Raw genomic sequence first — 20,402 nt, 5'->3', positions numbered from 1 at the left:
TGTGACAGCGGCACACGGGCGGTGAGTCTTGAGGACTCACCGCCCGTGGCGTGCGTGGGGGCCTCTCAGGAGCTGTCGCCGGCCGTCAGCCCGTCGGCACGGCTGCTCCCTATTGAAGCAGCGAAGTCAGTGCGCCAGTCAGCAAGGTGAGGTCAGTGCGCGCGGCGCCGGTCGCTGCGGCCGAGAAAGAAGATGACGAGGCCGATGGCCATCGCGGCGATGCCGACGAGCCCGCCGATCGCCCAGCCGGAACCGGTCGCGCTGGCCAGGTCTGCGGCATCGTCATCGGCGCTGTCAGCGCCCGCTTCAGCCGACCTTTCAGTCTGCCCACCAGGGGAGCCCTCGGCGCTGATGGCATCGTCAGTCGCGGACTCATCGTCATCGGGAGCTCGCGGGACCGGGTCGGCGTAGTTGTACTGCGGCTGCTGATTGCTGCCGTTACCCGTAGGGGCCCAATCATCGCCAGCCTGACCGGGGACGCGGATGGACCGGCGGCCGTTGCCGCTGTTCGGGTCCTCCGGGCTGCTCGGCGGCGCTGTGGAGTCCGGCTGGTCGTCCTCGCTTGGGTCGGGCTCGCGACGCAGGTCATCGTCAGTCGGCGGATCGTCGTGTGGGGGAGGGGTCGTCGGTTTTGGCGAAGGCTCGCGCGTGGGCCCGTGGGATGGCGTCGGGTCGCCTGTCGGCGTCGGAGTCGCTGTTGGAGACGGTGAAGGCGGGTTCGAATGGCGGAGTGATTCAAGAGGGATCGGGTCAGAGGTGACCTTCAGCTTCCGGTCGGATCCCAATTCGAAAGTAATCTGCGGATCGTCTTTGAACTTGATGCGCTCGCCGGCCCGTGGCATCGAACTCGATGCGGGCTCAGCGTAGTGGGACTTCGCGACGATGAGGAATCCGTCGTCATCGACAGAGCATTCCGGAGCGAAGCTGCTGATATTGCAGTCGAAAGTGCTGTCTAAATCGCCGGGCTTCACGACACCGCCGTGACTTTTGACGAACTGGACGGCGCCGTCGATCTTCCGATACTCGGACCTGCCCTTGATGCTGCTCTCGTCCGGGCTTCGTAGGCTGGACGGGCCATGAGGTTCAGCGCTCGGCACCGGCACACTGGGGGAAGAAGCTCCGGTGGAAACTGCCGAAGCCTCAGCAGACCCTCCCACGCCGGGCACAGCGCCGGTGAGCGGCACGCTCAGGGCAGCAACGACAACAATCGCAGCGGCAACGCGTGCTGCGGCGGTGCGGTGTGGGGTATGCATCTGTCCTATAGGGCTCGCTGGCAGAATTCGTCGCCGGTCACGTCTTGCATTGCAAGAATGCATCGACGGCCAACAGTATGATAGCCGCCGGCCAAAGGGCGAACCAAAGCGAGGCCCCGAAGCGGGGCGGCATTCGAGCCGCCCGTCGGCACCGTGAGAGAAACGGCGTATGCGACTGACCGGTCACCGCTCACTGCGGTATCCCACCACTCGGTCGGCGCCCTCTCGGGTGATGGCGTAGCCGTCGGCGGCGGTGACGGCCAGGAGGTTCGTGCGCACCTTCCAGGCAGTGTCGGCGCTGACGAGAACCGGGGTGTTGTCGATGACGGCCGGCACCACATGGCCGCGCGGTTCGGAGAAGCGGGCATTGGACTCCGAACCGTCGCGCACGAGCAGTCCGTCCTCCATCGAGAACAGGTACGGGCCGATGACGGCAAGCTGGTAGCCCTGCCCGCGCACCCAGTCGGCCTCTCCGACGGCGTCGGTCGTCGTCGAGACGGTCGAGGCGATCGTGCCATCGGACAGCGAATGGACGACGAGCTGGATCCGGTGCCCGGAATTCGTGCTCGCCCCTGGCTGACCCCACAGTGTCACAACCTTGCCGTGTCCGGCGGTAACCCAGCGGATGATCTGCAGATCATCGCGCGGGGCCTCAAGGTCGAGCGTGCGCTCCTCACCGGACTCGACATCGGTGACTGTGAGCGGGCCGGCGAAGGTCGCGCTGATGAGATCTCCGCCGTCGAGGGCCATCGGCGTGGAGCCGGCAGCCGGCGTCGGCAGACGGGTGAGCCCGCCCCGGGCGAAGGTCGAGAGCTCATCACCGTTCTTGATGAGAACATTCGTACCCGCCGACGAGATCCTCGCACCACTCGGCAGCTCGTACTCATACGGCTCATGGCTGCCGTCGACCAGCGCGTAGGCGCGATCGCCGATCCGCCACACAAGCGAAGGCCGGCCGTCGATGACGGTGTCGACAGCAAAGCTCGGCGGCTCGTCGATGTCGGTCTCAAATCGCTGCTGGCCGGTGCGTGCGTCGAGCACCTGCAGCTTGGAGTTCGTGACGACGACGACCCCGCGCGAAGTGGCCGTGACCGAGGCGTGGAGCGGGATCGTCTCCTCCCACGCCGGTGCGGCCTCGAAGCCGGGCACCGCACTGCTGCCGTTGGCCATCGACAGGCTCTGCTGCGTCGCCGCTCCATGCGCGGCGGGAATGCTCTCGGGCGCTTGGCTTTCCGGGGTGCCGATGATGCGCGGCATGATGTAGGCGGCCAGGGCGATGATGAGCAGGATCGCAAGCACCAGAGTCGGTACCGTCAGCCCGCGTATCTGCAGCCGGCTGCGTGCCCGCTTGACCCGGCGCCGAGGTGTGCCGGCCCGAGCCTGGCGCTGCCTGTCCCCCTGCTGCCGGATGGGGCCGCGACCGGCCTTCTGCTCGGGGATCGAGCCGGTCGGCGGGCCGGTCGGATCGGCCGGACCGGAGAACCGGTCGCGCACCGGATAGTCGGCCTGCGCCTCGGGGCCGGCGAGCGGTTGTTGCGGAGCGTGAGCACCGCTGCCGGTGCCTTCAGGGTCCTCGCCGTCGTCACCCTGCCCAATCTCTGCGGTGCCATCAGATCCGGAGGCGACCTCCGCCTCGGGCACGGAGCGCAGCCGGCCGGAGGCGTCGATGTGGAGTGTCCGCTCGGCCCCGTGGTCGTCGAGCTTCACGGTGAGCTCGCTGCCCTGCTCGCGCGCCAGCGCCGTCAGGTGCGCGATCGCAGCCCCGACATCGGGGTGCTGCGACGTCGTGCCGGCGACCGTGACCTGCACGGTCCGGTCGGCGGCGACGCGCACGTGCGCAATGGGCATGGACAGTTACCTCGGAGGATGCGGTGGGGAAGGGGTCGATCCCAGTGTAGGGACACGATTCGCTGAAAGCCCTGGCCGAGTCCGAATAGTTATCTGGCAGCGATCCGATTATGTCCTGCGCGCCGGATAGCGGACAAGAAGGCCGGTTTGCTCTTGGCCGGGCGAGAGCCTAAGATAGTCGATGCTGTCTGAAGGCAGCGATGGTGGCTATAGCTCAGTTGGTAGAGCACCGCGTTGTGGTCGCGGGGGTCGCGGGTTCAAGCCCCGTTAGCCACCCCACTCGAAGCCCCGCTCTCCCTCGTTCAGCCTGGGTCGGCGGGGCTTTCGCATGTCTGCGGCTCGCGCCTGTCTCGAATCCTCCTGCGTGGTGAATCTCACCCGTCTTGTCAGTGTCAACACATGAGACACTCAGGAGATCGATCAAGGAGGCTTGCTATGAGCGACGACTCGCCGATCATCGACGTCATCACGACGATCAACACCCCACTGACCTATGTCCTCATCGCCGTTCTCAGTGCCGCCGGACTGTACCTGTCGATCCGCACCGGAATCGTGCAGCTGCGGCTGCTGCCGGAGATGTTCCGGGTCATCGGCGAATCAGCCGGACGCGACTCGGCAGGGGAGAAGCAGATCTCCTCGTTCCGCGCCTTCTGCGTCTCCGCAGCCTCCCGCGTGGGCACCGGCAACATCGCCGGCATCGCCCTGGCGATCTCCGTCGGCGGACCCGGTGCGGTGTTCTGGATGTGGCTGCTGGCCCTCATCGGCTCGGCGACCGCGTTCACCGAATCCACGCTGAGCCAGCTGTACAAGGTCAAGGACCAGGCCGCCTACCGCGGCGGCCCGGCCTACTACATGAAGCTCGGCCTGCGGAAGCCGTGGATGGGCGCGTTCTTCGCTGTCATCATCGCCATCACCTACGGGCTTGTGTTCAACTCCGTGCAGTCGAACTCGATCGTCGATGCCACCAGCACCTCCTTCGGCGCCCAGGGTGAGGCCGGCCGCGAGATGATGGCGATCGTCATCGGCATCGGCCTGGCCCTGCTCGTCGGCGTCATCATCCTCGGCGGCGTCCACCGGATTTCGATGCTCTCGTCAATCATCGTCCCGGTCATGGCGGTGCTCTACCTCATCCTCGGCGTCATCGTCGTGTTCATGAACCTCGATGCCGTCCCGCACATGTTCGAGCTCATCGTCTTCAACGCCTTCGGCCTGCGCCCGGTCATGGGCGCCGGGGTCGGCCTCATCATCATGACCGGCATCCAGCGCGGCCTGTTCTCCAACGAGGCCGGCATGGGCTCAGTCCCGAACGCCGCAGCGACCTCCTCGGTGTCGCACCCGGTCAAGCAGGGACTCGTGCAGAGCCTCGGCGTGTACTTCGACACGATGATCGTCTGTACGATCACCGCCTTCATCGTGCTGCTGTCCAACCCCGAATACGGCACCGCCGCCGGCGCCTCGCTGACGCAGACCGCGCTGTCTGGCCAGCTCGGCCAGTGGGCCGTGCACTTCCTGACCATCGCGATCTTCCTCTTCGCCTTCTCCTCGATCCTGGGCAACTACTACTACGGCGAGACGAACATCCAGTTCCTCACCGACCGCCGTTGGGTGCTTAGCGTCTACCGCGCGATCGTGCTCATCGCCGTGTTCGTCGGCGCCGTGCTCGCCCTGCCGGTCGTGTGGGAGGCGGCGAACCTGTTCATGACGATCATGGCGCTGACGAACCTCGTGGCCGTCATCCTGCTCGGCCGCAAAGCCGTGTGGCTGCTCAAGGACTACCTGCGCCAGCGCAAGGACAACCGCGAGCCGGTCTTCAGCCGTGAGCAGCTCGACGACCAGCGCGGCATCGAAGCCTGGGACGGTGCCGATGAGGTGACCCGCCCGGAGTTCTGGGACGAGCAGGCCCAGGCGAAGCAGAAGAACCGCTGAGCCAGCAGGCGATCAGAGCCTGAGCTCGAAGATCGCCTCAGCGAGGAAGCCGGTGAAGCCGAGCTCCTCATTCACCCGCAGCATTGGGGTGTTCTCCGCGGCATTCCACGTCATCACGTAGGGCGCCTCGGGCACCTCGACGCGCAGGCGCAGCAGGTTGGCCGCCTTGACGAGCTTCCCGAGGCGGTGGCCGCGGTGCGGGCCGGCGACGAGCGTGTCCCACTGCTCAACCGCGTTGGACGGTGAGGCTGCCGGGCTGGCGAGCTCGTTGTAGGCGACGAGCTCACCGGTCGGCAGGTGCTCGGCAACCGCGAGGAACACCCGGTGGGTCACGGCGTATTCGACATAGGCATCGCGGATCCGCTCGGTATCCCAGCGTTCGGCGACGATGTCGAGCCCGCCGTGCGGAATGTCGATCGACATGCGGCTGACGAGGGCCGCCATCGCCTCCAGGCGGTTTTCGGGAACTCCGCCCTCCCATAGGTGAACCCGGTAATCGGACCCGGCAGACGCCTCGGCGTCGGCAAACGCGCGTTCCAGCAGCTCGGTGCTGCCGGTGAGCTCATACCGGGAGACCCGCTCGATCTGGCCGAGCGTCATCCCCAGGCCGCGCGCGAGGCGGACACCGGGGTGGTCTGCGGGCACGACTCCGTGCCCGGTGGGGGAGCGCAGCAGCTTGACCGCACTCGGCTCGGTGATGACCGGGGTCGAGACATAGCCGTGCACAAGCCGAGCGCCGGCGCTGCGGGCAGCGGTCAGTGCCGCCTCGGCGAGCCGGCGGCCGATGCCCTGGCCGCGGTGGTCGGGGTGGACGAAGACAGCGAGCTCGGCAGCAGCATCGGTATCGCGCAGCTGCAGTCCCAGCCGGGCATGGCCGAGGGCGGTTTCGCCGTCGCGGGCCAGCCAGCGGCGGACGTGCAGGTTCGTGTTCGCGACCTCGGAGCGGTAGTCCTCGGCCGGGTCGGTGTCCCATTCGCCGGAGCCGATGGTCTCGGCGTTGCCGAGGCGGACGAGATGGCGGTGGTCGAGCCAGTCGGGGTGGTCAGGTGATGAAGGACGGGCGACCTCTGCGACGGTGCAGGCAGGCATGACGGGGCCTTTCGGACAGTGATGACAGTGATGATCAGGTGGGGTCGCTGAGACCGCCGTGGAGCGACGGTGCTCGACACGGAACAGTCAGCGGGCAGGGTCGTCTCAGACGCCCTGCAGCAGCGTGATGATCGTCATAGCTGCCGACGCTACCACGTCTGTGGCGCGTGTGGATCGCACCGGAATCATCGACCTTCCGCCTGGTTGCTGAGCTCGCGCAGAATCGGCTTCATATCGGTGTATATGCACGTAATTACGTGAACGTACTTACATATGACCCTGCGGATTTCTGGGCGTACGCTGTGCACGACAACCCGACTTATTGACTAAGTGTTCATATAAAAGAAAGCGGTTCTGGCCATGCGTTCCATCCGGCGATTCCTCGTCGCAGCAGCCACCTCAGCAGCACTCATCGCCGCGCCATTCTCCACCTCAGCGCTCGCCGCTCCGGCCCCGGGTGACACCGCCGTCGCCCCCGCCGCTGCCGGCACCTGCGGGGATGACCGGACCGACCTGTGGGACGACGTGCCCCAGGTCGGCAAGCGCAACGTCGTGACGACTGAGCATTCCGATTCCGTGGCGATGTGCCTGACCGGAGGTCAGATGCACATGTTCAGCCTCGTCGACTGGGCGCCGGAAGGAGGTCAGTACCGTCCGCACACCCGGCACGCGGCGAACTCGCTGTTCTTCAACGTCAACGACAAGCTGAAGATGGCCCTGCCGGCCGAGCCGAAGTGGGAATTCACCGGAGCCGCCGGCAAGGAAGCCTGGGTGATCCCGCAGCAGCAGAACCCGGAGGGAATCTGGGCCGGTTGGAACACCCAGGACATCCGGGAAGCTGACATCGACGGGCCGGTCACCATGTCGATCGATTCGGCCAAGTCGAGCGTGCCTGAGGGGGCCAACGTCGAGTTGTTCCAGTTCGGCATCTTCGGCGAATCCAAGCGGATCCTATCGCTCAACGACGATGCGCACCGCACTTACCAGCAGCCGGCGAACGCCCACGTGCACTCGAACTGGTCGTTCACCCACCCGGGCATCTACAAGCTGCACTTCACGGCGACTGCCACTCCGAAGGATGGACAGCCGACGAGTGCCGGACAGGACTACTACTTCGTCGTCGGTGACTACAACGACTACGCCGACGAGCTCACGGAGATCGACAACCCGCCGACTGAGGACCCGACCGAGGATCCCACCGGCGAGCCGACCGATGATCCCAGCCAGACGCCTCCCGAGGACAGCGATCTGCCGCGGGTGAGCATCAAGGGCGACCGCACCCACTACCGTGTGGGCGACCCGGCGAACTTCTCGGCCGTGCTGCAGGACAGCGATCGCATCGGCGTGCTGTACTGGGAGACCGCTGCAGCCGGTTCGAAGCACTGGAACCGGCAGGGCAACAACGCCGACAACACCTACACGATCCGCGAGATCACCGACAAGCACGACGGCATGCGCGTGCGGGCGATCTACCAGGTCGACGGCGGCGGAATCGCAGCCTCGAACGAGTTCGTCATCAAGGTCCGCGGCTCCGCCAAGGACGACTCTGATGACAACGGCGGGGATGAGCCCGGCGGCGACGAGACCGCGACGCCTGATGAGACCGAATCGCCCGATGAGGGCGAGGGGTCAGAGAAGGACGGCTCCGAGAACGACGGTTCGAAGGACTCTGACGCCAAGGGCAACGGCAGCGGCAGCGGCTCCGGCAGCGGTGCTGGCAGCTCCGGTTCCGGTGTCAGCGGCACCGGCGCCTCGGGCACGGGATCTGGCGGATCCGGTGGCAAGACCTACGCCGTGTGCACCCCTGATTCCGCACCGAACGGGCACGGCGGCACCGGAGCCTCCGGTGGCGGCGGTGCTGGTGGCGGCGCCGGCGGCGGCGCCGAGGGCCAGGGCACCGAAGGCGACGAGGCACCCGCTGGTGAGCGCGTGCAGGTCTCCGACGGACACTTCGACTTCGGCCCCCGGATGCGCGGGAACTCCGTCAAGGCGCAGCTCAAGGACGACCGCGAGGCGCCGCCGACCTGGCGTGACCCGGCAGACGTCGAGTTCCTCATCGGCGATGCGGCCAAGCAGCCGCTGCCGGATCAGGGCTTCGACTTCGTCGGCAACCCCGGCGACGAGGTGTGGATGATCAGCCAGGTGCAGCAGACCGGTGTGCCGTGGCTGGGCTGGAACACCCAGGACCCCGAGCTCGTCAACAACGCCTCGGCCGTCAACATGCGCCTCGACTCCGTCAACGGACCCGGCAAGCTCAACGTGTTCGTCGGCGGTGGCGGATTCGGTGGCACCGACGTCAAGCAGGTCTTCCAGCAGGCTGGCGACTCCTACGACATCCCGATGCGCACCCATGAGCACGGCTACTGGGTGTTCACCGCAGCCGGACAGTACACCGCGGACATCACCTTCACCGTCACCACCGCAGCCGGTGAGCAGCTGAGCGCCTCGGGCACCCTGCACTTCACCGTCGGCGGCGACGCCAACGCCGGTGGCGAGGCCCAGGCTGGCGGCGCCGTTGCACAGGCCGCCGGCGCACAGCCGGGCCAGCCGGGTCAGCCCGGTGCTCCCGGACAGCCGGGCCAGCCAGGCGAAGCCGGCCAGCCGGGAGCCGATCCGAGCGCCTCGGCAACCCCGTCGAGCGCACCGGCCGGTGCCGGCGCCTCGGGCGCGGGCAGCTCCGGGACGATGACGGACAAGGACGGCAACCCGGTTCCGGCCGGCGCCAAGATCCGCTACGTCGACTGCTCGAACCTGCCGCGCACCGGTGCCGACTCGATCGGCTACTACGTCGCCGGCGGCGCGGTGCTCATCGCGCTGGGCGTGGTGCTCCTGTCTGCCCGCCGAAAGGAAGACAGCTGAGGCGCATGCGCCGGCTGGCCGCACTGTGCACGACCCTGACCCTGGCGATCTCCGGGTGCGTGGCGAAGCCGCTGCTGAGCGCGCACCCGGAGGACGGCAGGCTGCAGGTGGTGGCGACGACGAACGTCATCGCCGACATCGCCGCCCAGGTCGGAGGAGAGCACGTGCAGGTCGCCAGCCTCGTGCCGCCGGGGGCGGACCCGCACTCCTATGAGCCGACGCTGCGCGATGTGCGCAATATCGTCTACGCCGACGTCGCGTTCTCCAACTACGTGCTGCTCGAAGAGCACAAGCTCATCAAGACCCTCGACTCCAACATCAGCCCGCAGGCGGCGAACGTCGCCCTGGCCGAAGGTGCGGTGAAGTACGCCGCCGAGGTGATCCCGCTCGTCGAGGACGTCTCGCTCGACACGATCTGGCTGGGCCTGCGCGTCCACGGCGGCGGCAGCCGATTCGGCGCCGACCGCACAAGCGATATGCACCTGCGGCTGACCGGATTCTCCGGGCCGGGCACGATGCACGGGTTCCTCACCGAGGGTCTGGGCCAGACGTCGATGTACTTCGATACCAGCGACGGTGTCGACCCGAGTGAGGACGAGGCGGTGCTGCCGGCCAATGCGCACACGCACTTGAGCTGGGCGTTCTCCAAGCCGGGTGTCTACACCGCGACCTTCGCCGGCAGCGTGCGGCCGGAGGCCGACGGGCCGCAGAAGCGGGTCGGGGAAGCGACGTTCACCTTCGTCGTCGGTAAGGACCCGTCCCAGATCCCGGAGCTGGCTGGACGTGAGCGGCTGGCCGGCGGGCATGCCGATGTCACGATGAACCTCGACAAGCAGGCGATGGAGATCGTCTACGACGACACGAGCGGCGGGACGGTCGAGCACCGGCACATCCCCGCCTCGGACGCGGTCATCGAGGTGACGAACAAGGCCTGGCAGGAGATCCCGTCCGGGGCCGGGTTCCTCGGGCCGAGGGGCTCATCGGTGTACCTGCTGCCGCAGGCGGTGCTCGGCAAGCACGTCCACGGTGAGATCGACCCGCACCTGTGGCATTCGGTGACGAACGCGATCGCCTACGCCAAGCTCATCCGCGACACCTTCATCGCAAAGGACCCTGCGCACAGGGACGAGTACCACGCCGCCGCCGAGGCATACATCGACCGGCTCGATGCGCTCGATGACGAGGTGCGGAAGACGATCGCCGAGATCCCCGAGTCCCGCCGCCACCTGGTGACTACGCATGACGCGTTCGCCTACCTGGCCAAGGACTACGGCATCCCAGTCGCAGGCTTCGTCACCCCGAACCCGTCGACCGAACCGTCGATCACCGACATGGTGAGGCTCACCGACACGGTGCGCAACCTCAAGGTGCCTGCTGTGTTCCTCGAACCCCAGCTGGCCAGCCGTGCGCAGACGCTGCGCGAACTCGCCTCCGTCACCGGCATCGACGTCTGCCCGATCTACTCCGATGCCTTCGATGACACCGTTACGACCTATGAAGAGCTCATGCGCTTCAACGCCCGATCACTCACGAGGTGCCTGTCATGACCATCCGCTCCGCCCTCAGCTCCGCCTGCCTGGCCGCCGCCCTCATCATCGGCCCGGCCGCCGCCCCGGCACTCGCCCAGCCGACCGAGGACCCCAACCTCGAGCAGACTGTCACCGGTGAGGAGAAGCTCGTCGACGACGAGGCCGTCCTCGACGCAGGCCACGTCGACATCGGGCCCAAGCAGGTCGGCAGCGAGTTCCAGCTCGTCATGCGCGATGACACCGAAGCCCCGCCGGTGTGGCGCAGCCTCGACAAGACCGTCCTCAAGGTCAACGACGAGGGCGCGAAGATGCCGATGCCCGAAGACGAGCAGTACTCCTTCATCGGCGCGAAGCCAGGCGAAGACGTCTGGCTCATCCCGCAGGTCGAGAAGCCCGGCCTCATCTGGGTCGGCTGGAACACCCAGGACCCGGCCTTCACACAGACCGCCCAGCGCGGCATGAACCTCGAATACCACGGCATGCAGGGGCCCGGCGACATGGTGCTGTACCTGCAGAACGGCAGCTTCGGCGAACCCGAGCAGCTGTGGGATTCGCGTAAGGGCGCGGACCAGAAGATATTCGTGGAGAACAACACCCACACCCACGCCAACTGGGTCTTCACCAAGCCCGGCGTCTACCTCCTCGACGTCGGCGTGTCCTTCACCGACGCCTCGGGCAACGAGGTCTCCTCCCGGCAGGTGCTGCGCCTGGCCGTCGGCGATGCCGCCAGCACCGATGAGGCGATGAGCGCCGAGTACACCGGCGGTCAGGACAGCGGCGACGGCGATGCGGCCGGCAAGGCTGATGCCGATGCCGGCGCCGAGGCGGGGGCCGGCTCGGGTGCCGATCCGCTCATGTTCGTGCTGCTGGGTGTCGGCGCGGTGCTCCTCGTCGTCGCCGCCATCGCCGTCATCGGCACCGCACGCGCCAAGAAGCGCGCCGCGGCAGCCCAGAACAGCAGCCAGGGGACCGGCCAGTGAGGCAGGCAGACGTGACCAGCACGGCTACCGCCTCGGGCGCGGCACTGACAGTCACCGGGCTCACCGTCGACCTCGGCGGCAGGCCGGTGCTCACCGGACTGAACCTCACCGTCGAGCACGGCCAGTTCCTCGGCCTCCTCGGCCCCAACGGCGCCGGCAAGACGACCCTGCTGCGCGCGATCCTCGGACTCCTCCCGCACCGCGGTGACATCCGGGTCGCCGGGAAACCTGCCGAAGCGCTGCGCGGGCGGATCGGGTATGTGCCCCAGCGCCACGAATTCACCTGGGACTTCCCGATCAGCGTCGAAGACGTCGTGCTCACCGGCCGGTCCTCACGGCTGGGCTGGCTGCGCCGCCCGCAGGTCGCCGACTTTCAGGCCGTCAACACCGCGCTCGCCCAGGTCGAACTCGACCATGTGCGGGGTCGCCCGGTCGCCGAGCTCTCCGGCGGGCAGCGCCAGCGGGTGCTCGTCGCCCGGGCACTTGCGATGGACTCCCAGCTGCTGCTGCTCGACGAGCCGTTCACCGGCGTCGACATGCCGACCGCCGAACTGCTCACCGGCCTCTTCGGCCGGCTCGCCGCACACGGGCGCACCGTCATCATGTCCACCCACGACCTGCCTTCAGCAATGGCCACCTGCACGCAGATCGCGCTGCTGCGCAAAACCATCCGCCAGCAGGGCACACCGGATGAGGTCCGCGACCGGCAGGCGTGGATGGACACCTTCAGCGTCTCGGCGACTTCCCCGCTTCTCACCAGCATCGGACTGATCGCATGAGCTTCATCGACTTCCTTTCCGACCTGACCAACCCGATGCTCGCCTTCCTGCCCAAGGCGCTGCTTATGGCGGTCATGGCCTCGATCATCTGCGGTGTCGTCGGCACCTACGTCGTGCTGCGCGGCATGTCCTTCATCGGCGACGCTGTCGCCCACTCGGTGTTCCCCGGCCTGGCGATCGCCTTCGTGCTGCAGGGCTCCCTCGTCCTCGGCGGGGCGGTAGCCGGCGTGTGCACCGCGATCCTCGTCGCGATCTTCTCCCAGAACCGCCGGCTGAAGGAGGACAGCATCATCGGCGTGTTCTTCGTTGCCGCCTTCGCCGCCGGCATCGTCATCATCTCCCGGGCACCCGGTTACGCCGGCTCCCTGACGGACTTCCTGTTCGGCTCGATCACCGGCATCCCCACCCGCGACGTCTACACCGTCGCGATCACCGGCACGCTCATCATCACGCTGCTCGTCGTACTCCACAAGGAACTCGTGGCCGTCAGCCTCGACCGCGACTTCGCCCGCGCGATGGGCCTGCCGGTGTTCTGGCTCGACATCGTCCTCTACGTGCTCGTCACCCTGGCGATCGTCGTGTCCGTGCAGACCATCGGCAACATCCTCGTCCTCGCCCTGCTCATCACTCCGGCCGCCGCCGCCCGCCTGCTGACTGACCGGCTTGTGACGATGATGATCCTCGCCCCCGTCATCGGTGCGGTCGGCGCATTCGCCGGCCTGTACCTGTCCTGGGGTTTCGATCTGCCCGTCGGCGGCACCATCGTCCTGGTGCTCACCGCGGTGTTCCTCGTGCTGTGGGTCATCGCCCCACGCCACGGCCTGCTCATACGCGGCCGCCAGCGGGTGGTCGCCCATGCCTAAGACCCTCCGGCAGGCAGTATCGCTGCTGGTGGTCACGCTGTTTGCCGCCGCACACGTCGCGTTCGGCTGGATGCCGGTGACCGCAGCCGAGGCGCCGGGCACCGACAGTGCCGACGCTCCCGTGTCGTTGAAGACCACTGGTGAGAGTGCCGGGCGCCTGCACGTCGACACGCGTTCCTTCGCTCGTGCTCTCGGTCCGGTGACCGTGCTCATCGACCGTTCGACCGTGCCCGAGGCGGAACTCGCCGGCCGGAGGCTGCCGACGGCTGTGCAGATGCGCCCGCAGACCACCGGCCACCTGCCGGTCACCGGCCTGGAGTCAGGTGCCTGCCTGGGCGTGCGCGTCTCGGCTGTCGTGAAGAAGGGTGAGAAGACTCAGCGCCGCACCATCGACACCGTCGTCACCACCGCCCGAGCTGACTCCGACGAAGCCGAGGCGTGCCCCGACTACGCCGAGCTGCCGCACATCACACCGCAGCCGATGCCCACCCCGAAGGCGAAGCCCGGTCCAGGCGAGGGTGCCGTGCACATCACCCCAGAAGGGGCCTTCACCCGCGCTGGCCGGGAGTGGGCGAAGGCCAGTGACCTCGACCGGAAGCTCGAGAAGCACGAGGACGGTGCGATCGCCGAGGACATCACCCTCGACATCGACCAGCTCACCGGCACCACCGCCTCGGGCGCGGAGACCGCGCATGAACCAGGGCCCCGTGACTGGGTCGAGGTGCGCATCCGCAGCGCCTCCCCGGTCCGGCTGACGAACCGGGCCGATCCGCGCGGCACCCAGCAGCACCCGGGGAACGCGAGGACTGTGACGATGCCCATGACCGACCCGACCCGGCTCGTCTTCGATGCTGCGTTCCCCACCGCCGGCCCGCACTGCCTGGGCATCGACATCGCCGCGGCGGGGAGGAAGGAACCGGCCGTTGCCACCACACTGCATTACGGGCTGCGCGGCGCTGATGCACGCACCTGCCCCGATCCGCGCGACCCCGACGCCGCCCCGGACGACGACGAGTCCGAGGACCCCGACGACTCCGGCGACCCCGATGACACCGACACCGGTGACGACGGAGACGAAGACGACGACACCGGCGAGGACACCGACAGCGATGACACGGACAGCCGCGACTCCGATCCTGAGGGCGGTCTGAGCCTAGAGGAGCGGCGCACGCTGGCCGACCAAGGGGCCGTGTTCGGCTCCGATATGGTCGCCTCTGCTCCGGTGCCCGGCCTGCCGCTCGTCCAGAGCATCTCCGCTCCGGTGGTGCCGGCTTTCGGGCTCATGTGCACCCCGGCAGCCGCAGGCCAGCGCGTCCAGGTCCGCTCCGGGCTCACCCAGCTGGCCATCACCCACGACTTCACCGGTCCGCGCGCCGAACTCACCGACCTGCGCACCCACACCCCGGTCACCCGCCAGCTCGCCGATGTCGACTACGTGCTGCCAGCCACCGCCACCCTCACCGTCGGCGACGACGGACTCGGTGACGTCGCGAAACCCGGTGACGAGCTGTGGGCCAGCTCCCAGGACGGGATGAGCGCACCGGCGATCGGCATCGCGGCTGTCGGCGGGCAGCTGCGCGGCAGCGTCGAGGTCGGCATCGACACCGTCGCAGGGCCCGGCGACGTCGCCCTCATCGGCACCGATGAGTTCGGCGACAGCTCCCTGCTGGCTGCCGCCGGATCGGCGATGAGTGTGCCGGCCGGCGGCACCGAGTTCCCCCGCTTCGCTTTCACCCAACCGGGCACCTATACCGTCAACACCGTCATTCGCACCGGCAACAGCAGCACCTCGGCCCAGGAGATCGTCGTCCCGCTGCACTTCTCCGTCGGCGAGGTCGCCTCCCCAGTGGCGACCAATACCGCGCTCGCCGCCCTGGTGGGAACCTGCACCGACGTGTCGATGGCCTCCACTCTCGCCCAGCCGGACCTGCCCGAACAGCAGCCCAGCCCCGAGGCGGCACCACCCCCGGCCGTCACCGGCCCGGCTGCCTGGATGTGGCTGGTGGCAGGCCTCGGTATGGGCATCGCACTCACCGCCGCCGGCTGGGGAACCCTGCTGCTTGTGCGCAGCCTCAGCCCCGGGAGGTCCACATGAAGCCGGCCCGCCTGCGCGCCGTCGGGCTCATCGCCTTCGGGCTGAGTCTGGTCGTGCTCACGATGCTCTTCCTCAGCGACCTCGTCGGCGCCCACCAGCGGGCGAGAGCCCAGTCACCGCACGACCCGCGGCCCACCGCCGAGGCGGTGCCCACCCCAGCCCAGGAGGCACCGGCTGGCCCGGACGCCGGTGGGGGAGCAGACACCGCGCAGCTGCAGCGCACCCAGGTGTCCTCCCAGTGGATCGCCGACCAGTCCAGGCGCACCGGCATCCCCGCCCGGGTGCTGCAGAGCTATGTCGCAGCCGAGATCTGGGCGGCCCGCCAGTTCCCGCAGTGCGGGCTGCGCTGGAACACCCTGGCCGGCATCGGGTTCGTCGAATCCGCCCACGGCACCCTCGGCGGCACCTCGGTGACAGCCGCAGGAACTGCCGCCCAGCCGATCATCGGCCCGCAGCTCAACGGCCGCGGACTCGCCCGCATCACCGACACCGACGGCGGCAGACTCGATCAGGACCGCGACTTCGACCGGGCGGTCGGGCCGATGCAGTTCCTGCCGGCAACGTGGCAGGCCTTCGGCATCGACGGCAACGGCGACGGCACCGCGGACGCCCAGAACATCGACGACGCCACCGCCTCGGCGGCGAAGTACCTGTGCACCGGCCAGCGCAACCTCGCCACCCCGGAGGGCTGGACCCAGGCGATCCTCGCCTACAACCCATCCGATGCCTACGTCCGCGCGGTCTTCGACGCCGCCAACCGCACCGCCCATGCCAGCAGCGGCGCCCCGCTGACCCCACCGCAGCCGGCCCAGGCAGGAACCCAGCCACCAGCCACTGACGGGGCCCAGCCCCCAGGGTTCGGGCCCTCCCACCAGCCCGGAGCACAGCCGAGCACACCGCACCCGGGCGCCGGCTGAGGATCGGAGGGATTTCCCCACCCGAGGCGGCGGGCGCCTCCATCCCGGCAGCACGCGGCAGCGACGAGCGTGGAAGCACAGCTTCGACGACGAGGAGTCGCCATGACCACCCCGGCCGCCCTACCGCACCGACCCCCACCCCGGACAGCCCCACCGGCGAGCGGCTGGAGGCTGCAGCGAGCATCCCCGCTGACGTCATCGCGATCGGCGCGACCCTCCTGGCCATCAGCACCGCAGCGGTCGTGCCGTTCTGGTTCGGCGCCGATCCCATACTCCTGCCGGTCGTCATCCTCACCGTCGCCTGGACCCCAGCGTTGACGTGCTTCATCGCCGACCGCATCACCCGGTCCCGCGCCGCGCCCGAGGCGGTGGCGGGCTTCAGGAGCCAGGCTGGGCTGACGACCGGGCGCCCGTGGACCGGCAGCCTCGCAGCGCTGGCGGTGCTGCTGAGCGTTGCAGCCGTGTCGACCGGCATCGGGGCGTTCGCCGGCTGGCAGCCGCTGAACATCGGCGCAGATGCGCTCGCGGTGCTCACCCTGCTGCCGGTGGCGGCAGTGCTCATGCTCGTCCAGGTCACCGGTGAGGAGATCGCCTGGCGCGGCTACCTGCACACCCGGCTGACGGGCCTCGGCACCGGCACCGCGGCCGGGGTGATCGCGGTGTTCTGGGTGATCTGGCACGCCCCGCTCATACTGACCTACCTGCACTTAGGCGAGATGAGCGAGCGCGCGGTCATCGTCACGCTCATGAACCTCGGGCTGGCGTCGCTGACGCTGACCGCCCTGCGGGTGCTGAGCAGTTCGGTGATCCCGGCGATCATCGCCCACACGGTGCTCAACACCGTCTTCGTCTACATCGCCTCGAATCTCGTAGTCGCGCAGACGAGTTTGTCAGGCACCGCGTTCTGGCTCACCGCCGCGACCGGCTGGGCGTGCTGGGCGATCGCAGCTCTCGGTCTGGCGATCGCCCAGCAGCGCCGGGCTCACCGGCAGCCAGTCGGTCAGCGCAGCTTCTGATCCTCGGCATCCTCAGCATGCTCGGCCTCGGCATCAGCTGAGGCTGAGGCGTCGCCGATGTCGCCGACCCGGCGGCCGCGCAGCCGGCCGATCGTCGTGTAGACGAGTGCGGCGGCGAGCACGACGTAGAGGATGATCGACAGCGGTGAGCTGAAGAAGGTGGCGTAGCTGCCGCCGGAGCTCAGCAGCGCATCGCGGAAGTTCGTCTCCGCCAGCGGACCGAGCACCATGCCGATCATGAGCGGAGCCAGCGGCACACCGTAGCGGCGCAGCACGAGACCGAGCACGGCGATGATGAGCAGCAGCGCCAGATCGAACACCGACGAGGAGGTGGCATACACGCCCAGGCCGCAGAACACGGCGATGCCGGCGTACAGGTGCGGTGCCGGGATCTTCATGAGGCTCGCCCACACGCTGGCCAGCGGCAGGTTGAGGATGAGCAGCACGATCATCGCGATGAAGAACGACGCCAGCAGCGCCCATACGAGGTCTGGCGCTCGGTCGAACAGCAGCGGGCCGGGCTGCAGACCGAACTGGCGCAGTGCCGCCAGCATGATCGCTGCGGTCGCTGAGATCGGCAGGCCGAGAGCCAGAAGCGCGCCAATCGCCATCGCCGTCGTCGCGTTGCCCGCCGCCTCGGGGCCGGCGATGCCGCGGATGGCACCGCGCCCGAACTGCGGGTCCCTGCGGTTCTTGTCCAGCCGCTTCTCCAGCCCGTAGGACAGGAAGGTCGGCACATCGGCACCGCCGACGGGGATGACGCCGAAGGGCAGGCCGATCGCGGTGCCGCGCAGCCAGGCCGGCATCGACTCGCGGAACTCAGCTCGCGACAGGAACGGCCGGCCGGTCTCCGGGGTCTGCGTCAGGTGCTCGGTGCGCCGGATCCGGGAGGCGATGTGGAACACCTCGCCGAGGGCGAGGATCGCAACGGTGACGGTGACGAGTGAGATGCCGTCGAACAGTCCGGGCAGACCGAAGGTCATCCTCTCGGTGCCGGAGACCGAGTCGATGCCCACCAGTGAGATGCCCACGCCGAGCACGAGGGCCGAAAGCCCCTTGAGCACCGAGTCGGCCACGACCGAGGAGGTCGCCACGAAGGCGAAGAGGGCGAGTGCCGTGTATTCGGCGGGCCCGAAGTTCGTAGCGAAGTCCGCCAGCGCCGGAGCGAAGAACACAACGACGACGGAGGAGACGATGCCGCCGATGAATGCGCCGATAGCCGCGGCCGCCAGCGCTTGCGGGGCGCGGCCTGCTTTGGCCATCCGGTGTCCTTCGATCGAGGTAGCGATCGCAGAAGGCTGGCCGGGGGTGCCGGCGAGGATGCCCATCGTCGAGTCGCCGAACAGCCCGCCGAAGTACACCCCGGACATGAGGATGAGCGCACCGGCCGGGTCGAGGGCGAAGGTCATCGGCAGCAGCAGCGCGACCGCCATCGACGAGCCGAGACCGGGCAGCACGCCGACAGCGGTGCCGAGCAGGCAGCCGACGAACACCCACAGGAGGTTCATCGGGGTAACGGCTTCGGCGAAGCCGCCGAAGAGGGACATGAGACTGTCAAGCATCACAGACCTCCGAGGATGCCCGAGGGCAGGTTGAGACCGAGCGAGACGCCGAGGGCCAGGTAGATGATCGAGGACACGGTGAGTGCGACGGTCGCATCGAACAGCGGCTTCGTCGAACCCATCGCGCGCGTGACGCACCAGTACAGGCCAGCGGCAGCGAGGATCCAGCCGAGCGGTTCGAGCAGGAGCACGAAACCGGCGAAACCGCCGATCGCCCACGCTAAGGACGCGTAGTCGCTGAAGGTGCGGTAGCGGCCCTGGGCCGCGGCGATGTCATCCGGGTCGGCTGAGGTGCCGCCGGCGACCGCCCCGCCAGCCTCGACCGGGGCCTCGGGCGTGCGGATGTAGGCGACGGCGAGCAGCGCGGCCAGCAGGTAGCTGGCGGTCGCAATGACCATCGGCACGAACTGCGGGCCGGGCTTGTCGGCATCTTCGGCGACCTGCATCGTCAGCACGCCGTAGAGCATGTACGTGCCGAAGGCGGCCATGATGAGCGCGAGCACCAGCCCGGAGCGGCCGGTCCACCAGGACCTGTCGCCGGCTGCGCCCGCGCTGGCTCCCGCGCCCCCGCCCGCGGCAGCGGTGCGGTGCGTGCCCGAGGTGTGGGCTCCGGTGTGTGCAGGGGTCTCGTTCACAGTCCCAGCTCCTCAAGCAGCTCGGCAGTGTTCTTCTGGTCCTCGGCGAGGAAGTCCTCGAACTCCTCACCGGTCATCCACGCATCAGTCCAGGAGTTGCGCTGGAGCGCGTCCTTCCATTCCTCGCTGTTGCGGGTTTCCTCGAGCATCGCGATGAGTTCGGATTTCTCCTCATCAGTGATGCCGGGGGCGGCGAGCATGCCGCGCCAGTTGCCCATGACGACGTCGACGCCCTGGTCGACCATCGGCTCGACGTCGACGCCATCGAGCGGTCCCGGCGAGGTCAGCCCGAGTGCTTTGATGCGGCCGGCCTCGATCTGGTCGGAGACCTCGTTGTAGCCGGTCGAGGCGACATCGGTGGTGTCGGAGAGCAGCGTCTGGATCGCCTCACCGCCACCGGATTTCGGGATGTAGGTGATGTCCCTGCCGTCGATTCCGGCTTCCTGCGCCAGGCGGGCGATAACCTGGTGATCGAGCGAGCCGGCCGAACCGCCGGTCCAGCGGAAGCCGCTCGGATCGTCCTTCCATGCTTCGAGCAGACCGGGGATGTCGTCATACGGAGCATCGACCGGGGCGATGACGACGTCGTAGTCCTCCGCCATCCGGGCCAGCAGGGTGACGTCGTCGAAGCCGACCGGGGAATCGTTGAGTTCGATGCCGCCGGTCATCGCCGAGCCGGTCGCCATGATCGTCGAAGCCTCACCGTGCATGGTGGAGAAACGGCCCAGGCCGATCGTGCCGCCGGCGCCGGGGATGTTGACGACTTGGGCGTTGCGGGCGACGCCGGAAAGGCGCATGGCCTGCTGCTGCTCGCGCACGAAGGAATCCCAGCCGCCCCCGGCTCCGGCAGGGGCGATCATCGTCAGCCCGGCGCGCAGGTCACCGGCCTGGCTGGAGGAGGAGAACGTGAAGAAGGTCGCGGTGGCGATCGAGATGACGGCGACGAACGCATAGACCGTCAGCGCGATCTTCTTTGCGCGCGAGGAGGGACCGCGTGTCTGCGCGCTGCCTGAGGTTGGTGGACTTCCCACGAGCGGCTGTGTCCTTTCGA

Annotated in this window: 15 protein-coding genes and 1 tRNA gene; 10 read left to right on the top strand and 6 right to left on the bottom strand. The window is 68.3% G+C overall.

All coding sequences use genetic code 11. The features are described 5' to 3' along the window. Positions 1–152: 152 nt before the first annotated feature. On the bottom strand, positions 153–1,184 hold the full coding sequence (locus B4E96_RS12400; protein WP_286957821.1) for a hypothetical protein: 1,032 nt from the start codon (positions 1,182–1,184) through the stop codon (positions 153–155). A 252-nt stretch (positions 1,185–1,436) separates the two neighbouring features. After that, positions 1,437–3,101, bottom strand: coding sequence for a hypothetical protein (locus B4E96_RS12395; protein WP_286957820.1), 1,665 nt, complete (start codon positions 3,099–3,101; stop codon positions 1,437–1,439). 203 nt (positions 3,102–3,304) lie between these two features. On the opposite strand from B4E96_RS12395, the gene B4E96_RS12390 reads away from it, so the two are divergent. Next, positions 3,305–3,380 (top strand) — tRNA-His (locus B4E96_RS12390). A gap of 156 nt (positions 3,381–3,536) precedes the next feature. Continuing rightward, a complete protein-coding gene (locus tag B4E96_RS12385; protein WP_286957819.1) occupies positions 3,537–5,027 on the top strand; it encodes an alanine/glycine:cation symporter family protein in 1,491 nt (496 codons plus the stop codon). Positions 5,028–5,039: 12 nt separating this feature from the next. On the opposite strand, the gene B4E96_RS12380 is transcribed toward B4E96_RS12385, so the two are convergent. Next, the gene (locus B4E96_RS12380; protein WP_286957818.1) at positions 5,040–6,116 is read right to left on the bottom strand and encodes a GNAT family N-acetyltransferase; all 1,077 of its coding nucleotides are present in this window, start codon (positions 6,114–6,116) and stop codon (positions 5,040–5,042) included. Positions 6,117–6,476: 360 nt separating this feature from the next. Here B4E96_RS12380 and B4E96_RS12375 point away from each other — a divergent pair, with 360 nt between their 5' ends. From B4E96_RS12375 to B4E96_RS12340, 8 genes are all read left to right on the top strand, one after another. After that, entirely contained in the window at positions 6,477–8,975 is a 2,499-nt protein-coding gene (locus B4E96_RS12375; RefSeq protein ID WP_286957817.1) for a choice-of-anchor M domain-containing protein, read from the top strand. A gap of 5 nt (positions 8,976–8,980) precedes the next feature. After that, on the top strand, positions 8,981–10,522 hold the full coding sequence (locus B4E96_RS12370; protein WP_286957815.1) for an anchored repeat ABC transporter, substrate-binding protein: 1,542 nt from the start codon (positions 8,981–8,983) through the stop codon (positions 10,520–10,522). After that, a complete protein-coding gene (locus B4E96_RS12365) occupies positions 10,519–11,484 on the top strand; it encodes a choice-of-anchor M domain-containing protein (RefSeq protein ID WP_102161632.1) in 966 nt (321 codons plus the stop codon). The genes B4E96_RS12370 and B4E96_RS12365 overlap by 4 nt, the downstream gene beginning before the upstream one ends. An 11-nt stretch (positions 11,485–11,495) precedes the next feature. Then, positions 11,496–12,263, top strand: a complete 768-nt coding sequence (locus B4E96_RS12360; RefSeq protein WP_286957813.1) for an anchored repeat-type ABC transporter ATP-binding subunit — start codon at positions 11,496–11,498, stop codon at positions 12,261–12,263. Further along, on the top strand, positions 12,260–13,126 hold the full coding sequence (locus B4E96_RS12355) for an anchored repeat-type ABC transporter permease subunit (protein WP_286957812.1): 867 nt from the start codon (positions 12,260–12,262) through the stop codon (positions 13,124–13,126). The genes B4E96_RS12360 and B4E96_RS12355 overlap by 4 nt, the downstream gene beginning before the upstream one ends. Beyond that, positions 13,119–15,221 carry a hypothetical protein gene (locus B4E96_RS12350; RefSeq protein WP_286957810.1) on the top strand — a complete coding sequence of 701 codons (2,103 nt, stop codon included), beginning with the start codon at positions 13,119–13,121 and terminating at the stop codon, positions 15,219–15,221. The genes B4E96_RS12355 and B4E96_RS12350 overlap by 8 nt, the downstream gene beginning before the upstream one ends. Next, positions 15,218–16,138: a lytic transglycosylase domain-containing protein gene (locus B4E96_RS12345; protein WP_286957809.1), complete on the top strand. Its 921-nt coding sequence runs from the start codon at positions 15,218–15,220 to the stop codon at positions 16,136–16,138. The genes B4E96_RS12350 and B4E96_RS12345 overlap by 4 nt, the downstream gene beginning before the upstream one ends. Before the next feature lie 242 nt (positions 16,139–16,380). After that, positions 16,381–17,154 (top strand): CPBP family intramembrane glutamic endopeptidase, encoded by a 774-nt coding sequence (locus B4E96_RS12340; protein ID WP_286957808.1) that lies wholly within the window; start codon positions 16,381–16,383, stop codon positions 17,152–17,154. Here B4E96_RS12340 and B4E96_RS12335 read toward each other — a convergent pair. Genes B4E96_RS12335 through B4E96_RS12325 form a run of 3 tightly spaced genes read right to left on the bottom strand, consistent with a single transcriptional unit; the run spans position 17,139 to position 20,382 of the window. Further along, complete coding sequence (locus B4E96_RS12335) at positions 17,139–18,716, bottom strand: tripartite tricarboxylate transporter permease (protein ID WP_286957807.1); 1,578 nt, start codon at positions 18,714–18,716, stop codon at positions 17,139–17,141. The two genes, B4E96_RS12340 and B4E96_RS12335, sit on opposite strands and share 16 nt — an antisense overlap. Beyond that, positions 18,716–19,351: a tripartite tricarboxylate transporter TctB family protein gene (locus B4E96_RS12330; RefSeq protein WP_259834035.1), complete on the bottom strand. Its 636-nt coding sequence runs from the start codon at positions 19,349–19,351 to the stop codon at positions 18,716–18,718. The genes B4E96_RS12335 and B4E96_RS12330 overlap by 1 nt, the downstream gene beginning before the upstream one ends. Then, entirely contained in the window at positions 19,348–20,382 is a 1,035-nt protein-coding gene (locus B4E96_RS12325) for a Bug family tripartite tricarboxylate transporter substrate binding protein (RefSeq protein ID WP_286957805.1), read from the bottom strand. The genes B4E96_RS12330 and B4E96_RS12325 overlap by 4 nt, the downstream gene beginning before the upstream one ends. Positions 20,383–20,402 lie beyond the last annotated feature (20 nt).

The sequence above is a fragment of the Brevibacterium sp. UBA7493 genome, assembly GCF_002479565.1.
Classification (GTDB): domain Bacteria; phylum Actinomycetota; class Actinomycetes; order Actinomycetales; family Brevibacteriaceae; genus Brevibacterium; species Brevibacterium luteolum.
Note: the sequence above shows the minus strand (reverse complement) of the source record. Positions and strands in the feature narration are given on the sequence as shown.

Bases quoted from the DNA above. Each gene is read 5' to 3' on its own strand.
- B4E96_RS12350 (WP_286957810.1), top strand. From the start codon at position 13,119: ATGCCTAAGACCCTCCGGCAGGCAGTATCGCTGCTGGTGGTCACGCTG.
- B4E96_RS12395 (WP_286957820.1), bottom strand. From the start codon at position 3,101: ATGCCCATTGCGCACGTGCGCGTCGCCGCCGACCGGACCGTGCAGGTC.
- B4E96_RS12335 (WP_286957807.1), bottom strand. From the start codon at position 18,716: ATGCTTGACAGTCTCATGTCCCTCTTCGGCGGCTTCGCCGAAGCCGTT.
- B4E96_RS12385 (WP_286957819.1), top strand. From the start codon at position 3,537: ATGAGCGACGACTCGCCGATCATCGACGTCATCACGACGATCAACACC.
- B4E96_RS12365 (WP_102161632.1), top strand. From the start codon at position 10,519: ATGACCATCCGCTCCGCCCTCAGCTCCGCCTGCCTGGCCGCCGCCCTC.
- B4E96_RS12355 (WP_286957812.1), top strand. From the start codon at position 12,260: ATGAGCTTCATCGACTTCCTTTCCGACCTGACCAACCCGATGCTCGCC.
- B4E96_RS12375 (WP_286957817.1), top strand. From the start codon at position 6,477: ATGCGTTCCATCCGGCGATTCCTCGTCGCAGCAGCCACCTCAGCAGCA.
- B4E96_RS12345 (WP_286957809.1), top strand. From the start codon at position 15,218: ATGAAGCCGGCCCGCCTGCGCGCCGTCGGGCTCATCGCCTTCGGGCTG.
- B4E96_RS12380 (WP_286957818.1), bottom strand. From the start codon at position 6,116: ATGCCTGCCTGCACCGTCGCAGAGGTCGCCCGTCCTTCATCACCTGAC.
- B4E96_RS12370 (WP_286957815.1), top strand. From the start codon at position 8,981: ATGCGCCGGCTGGCCGCACTGTGCACGACCCTGACCCTGGCGATCTCC.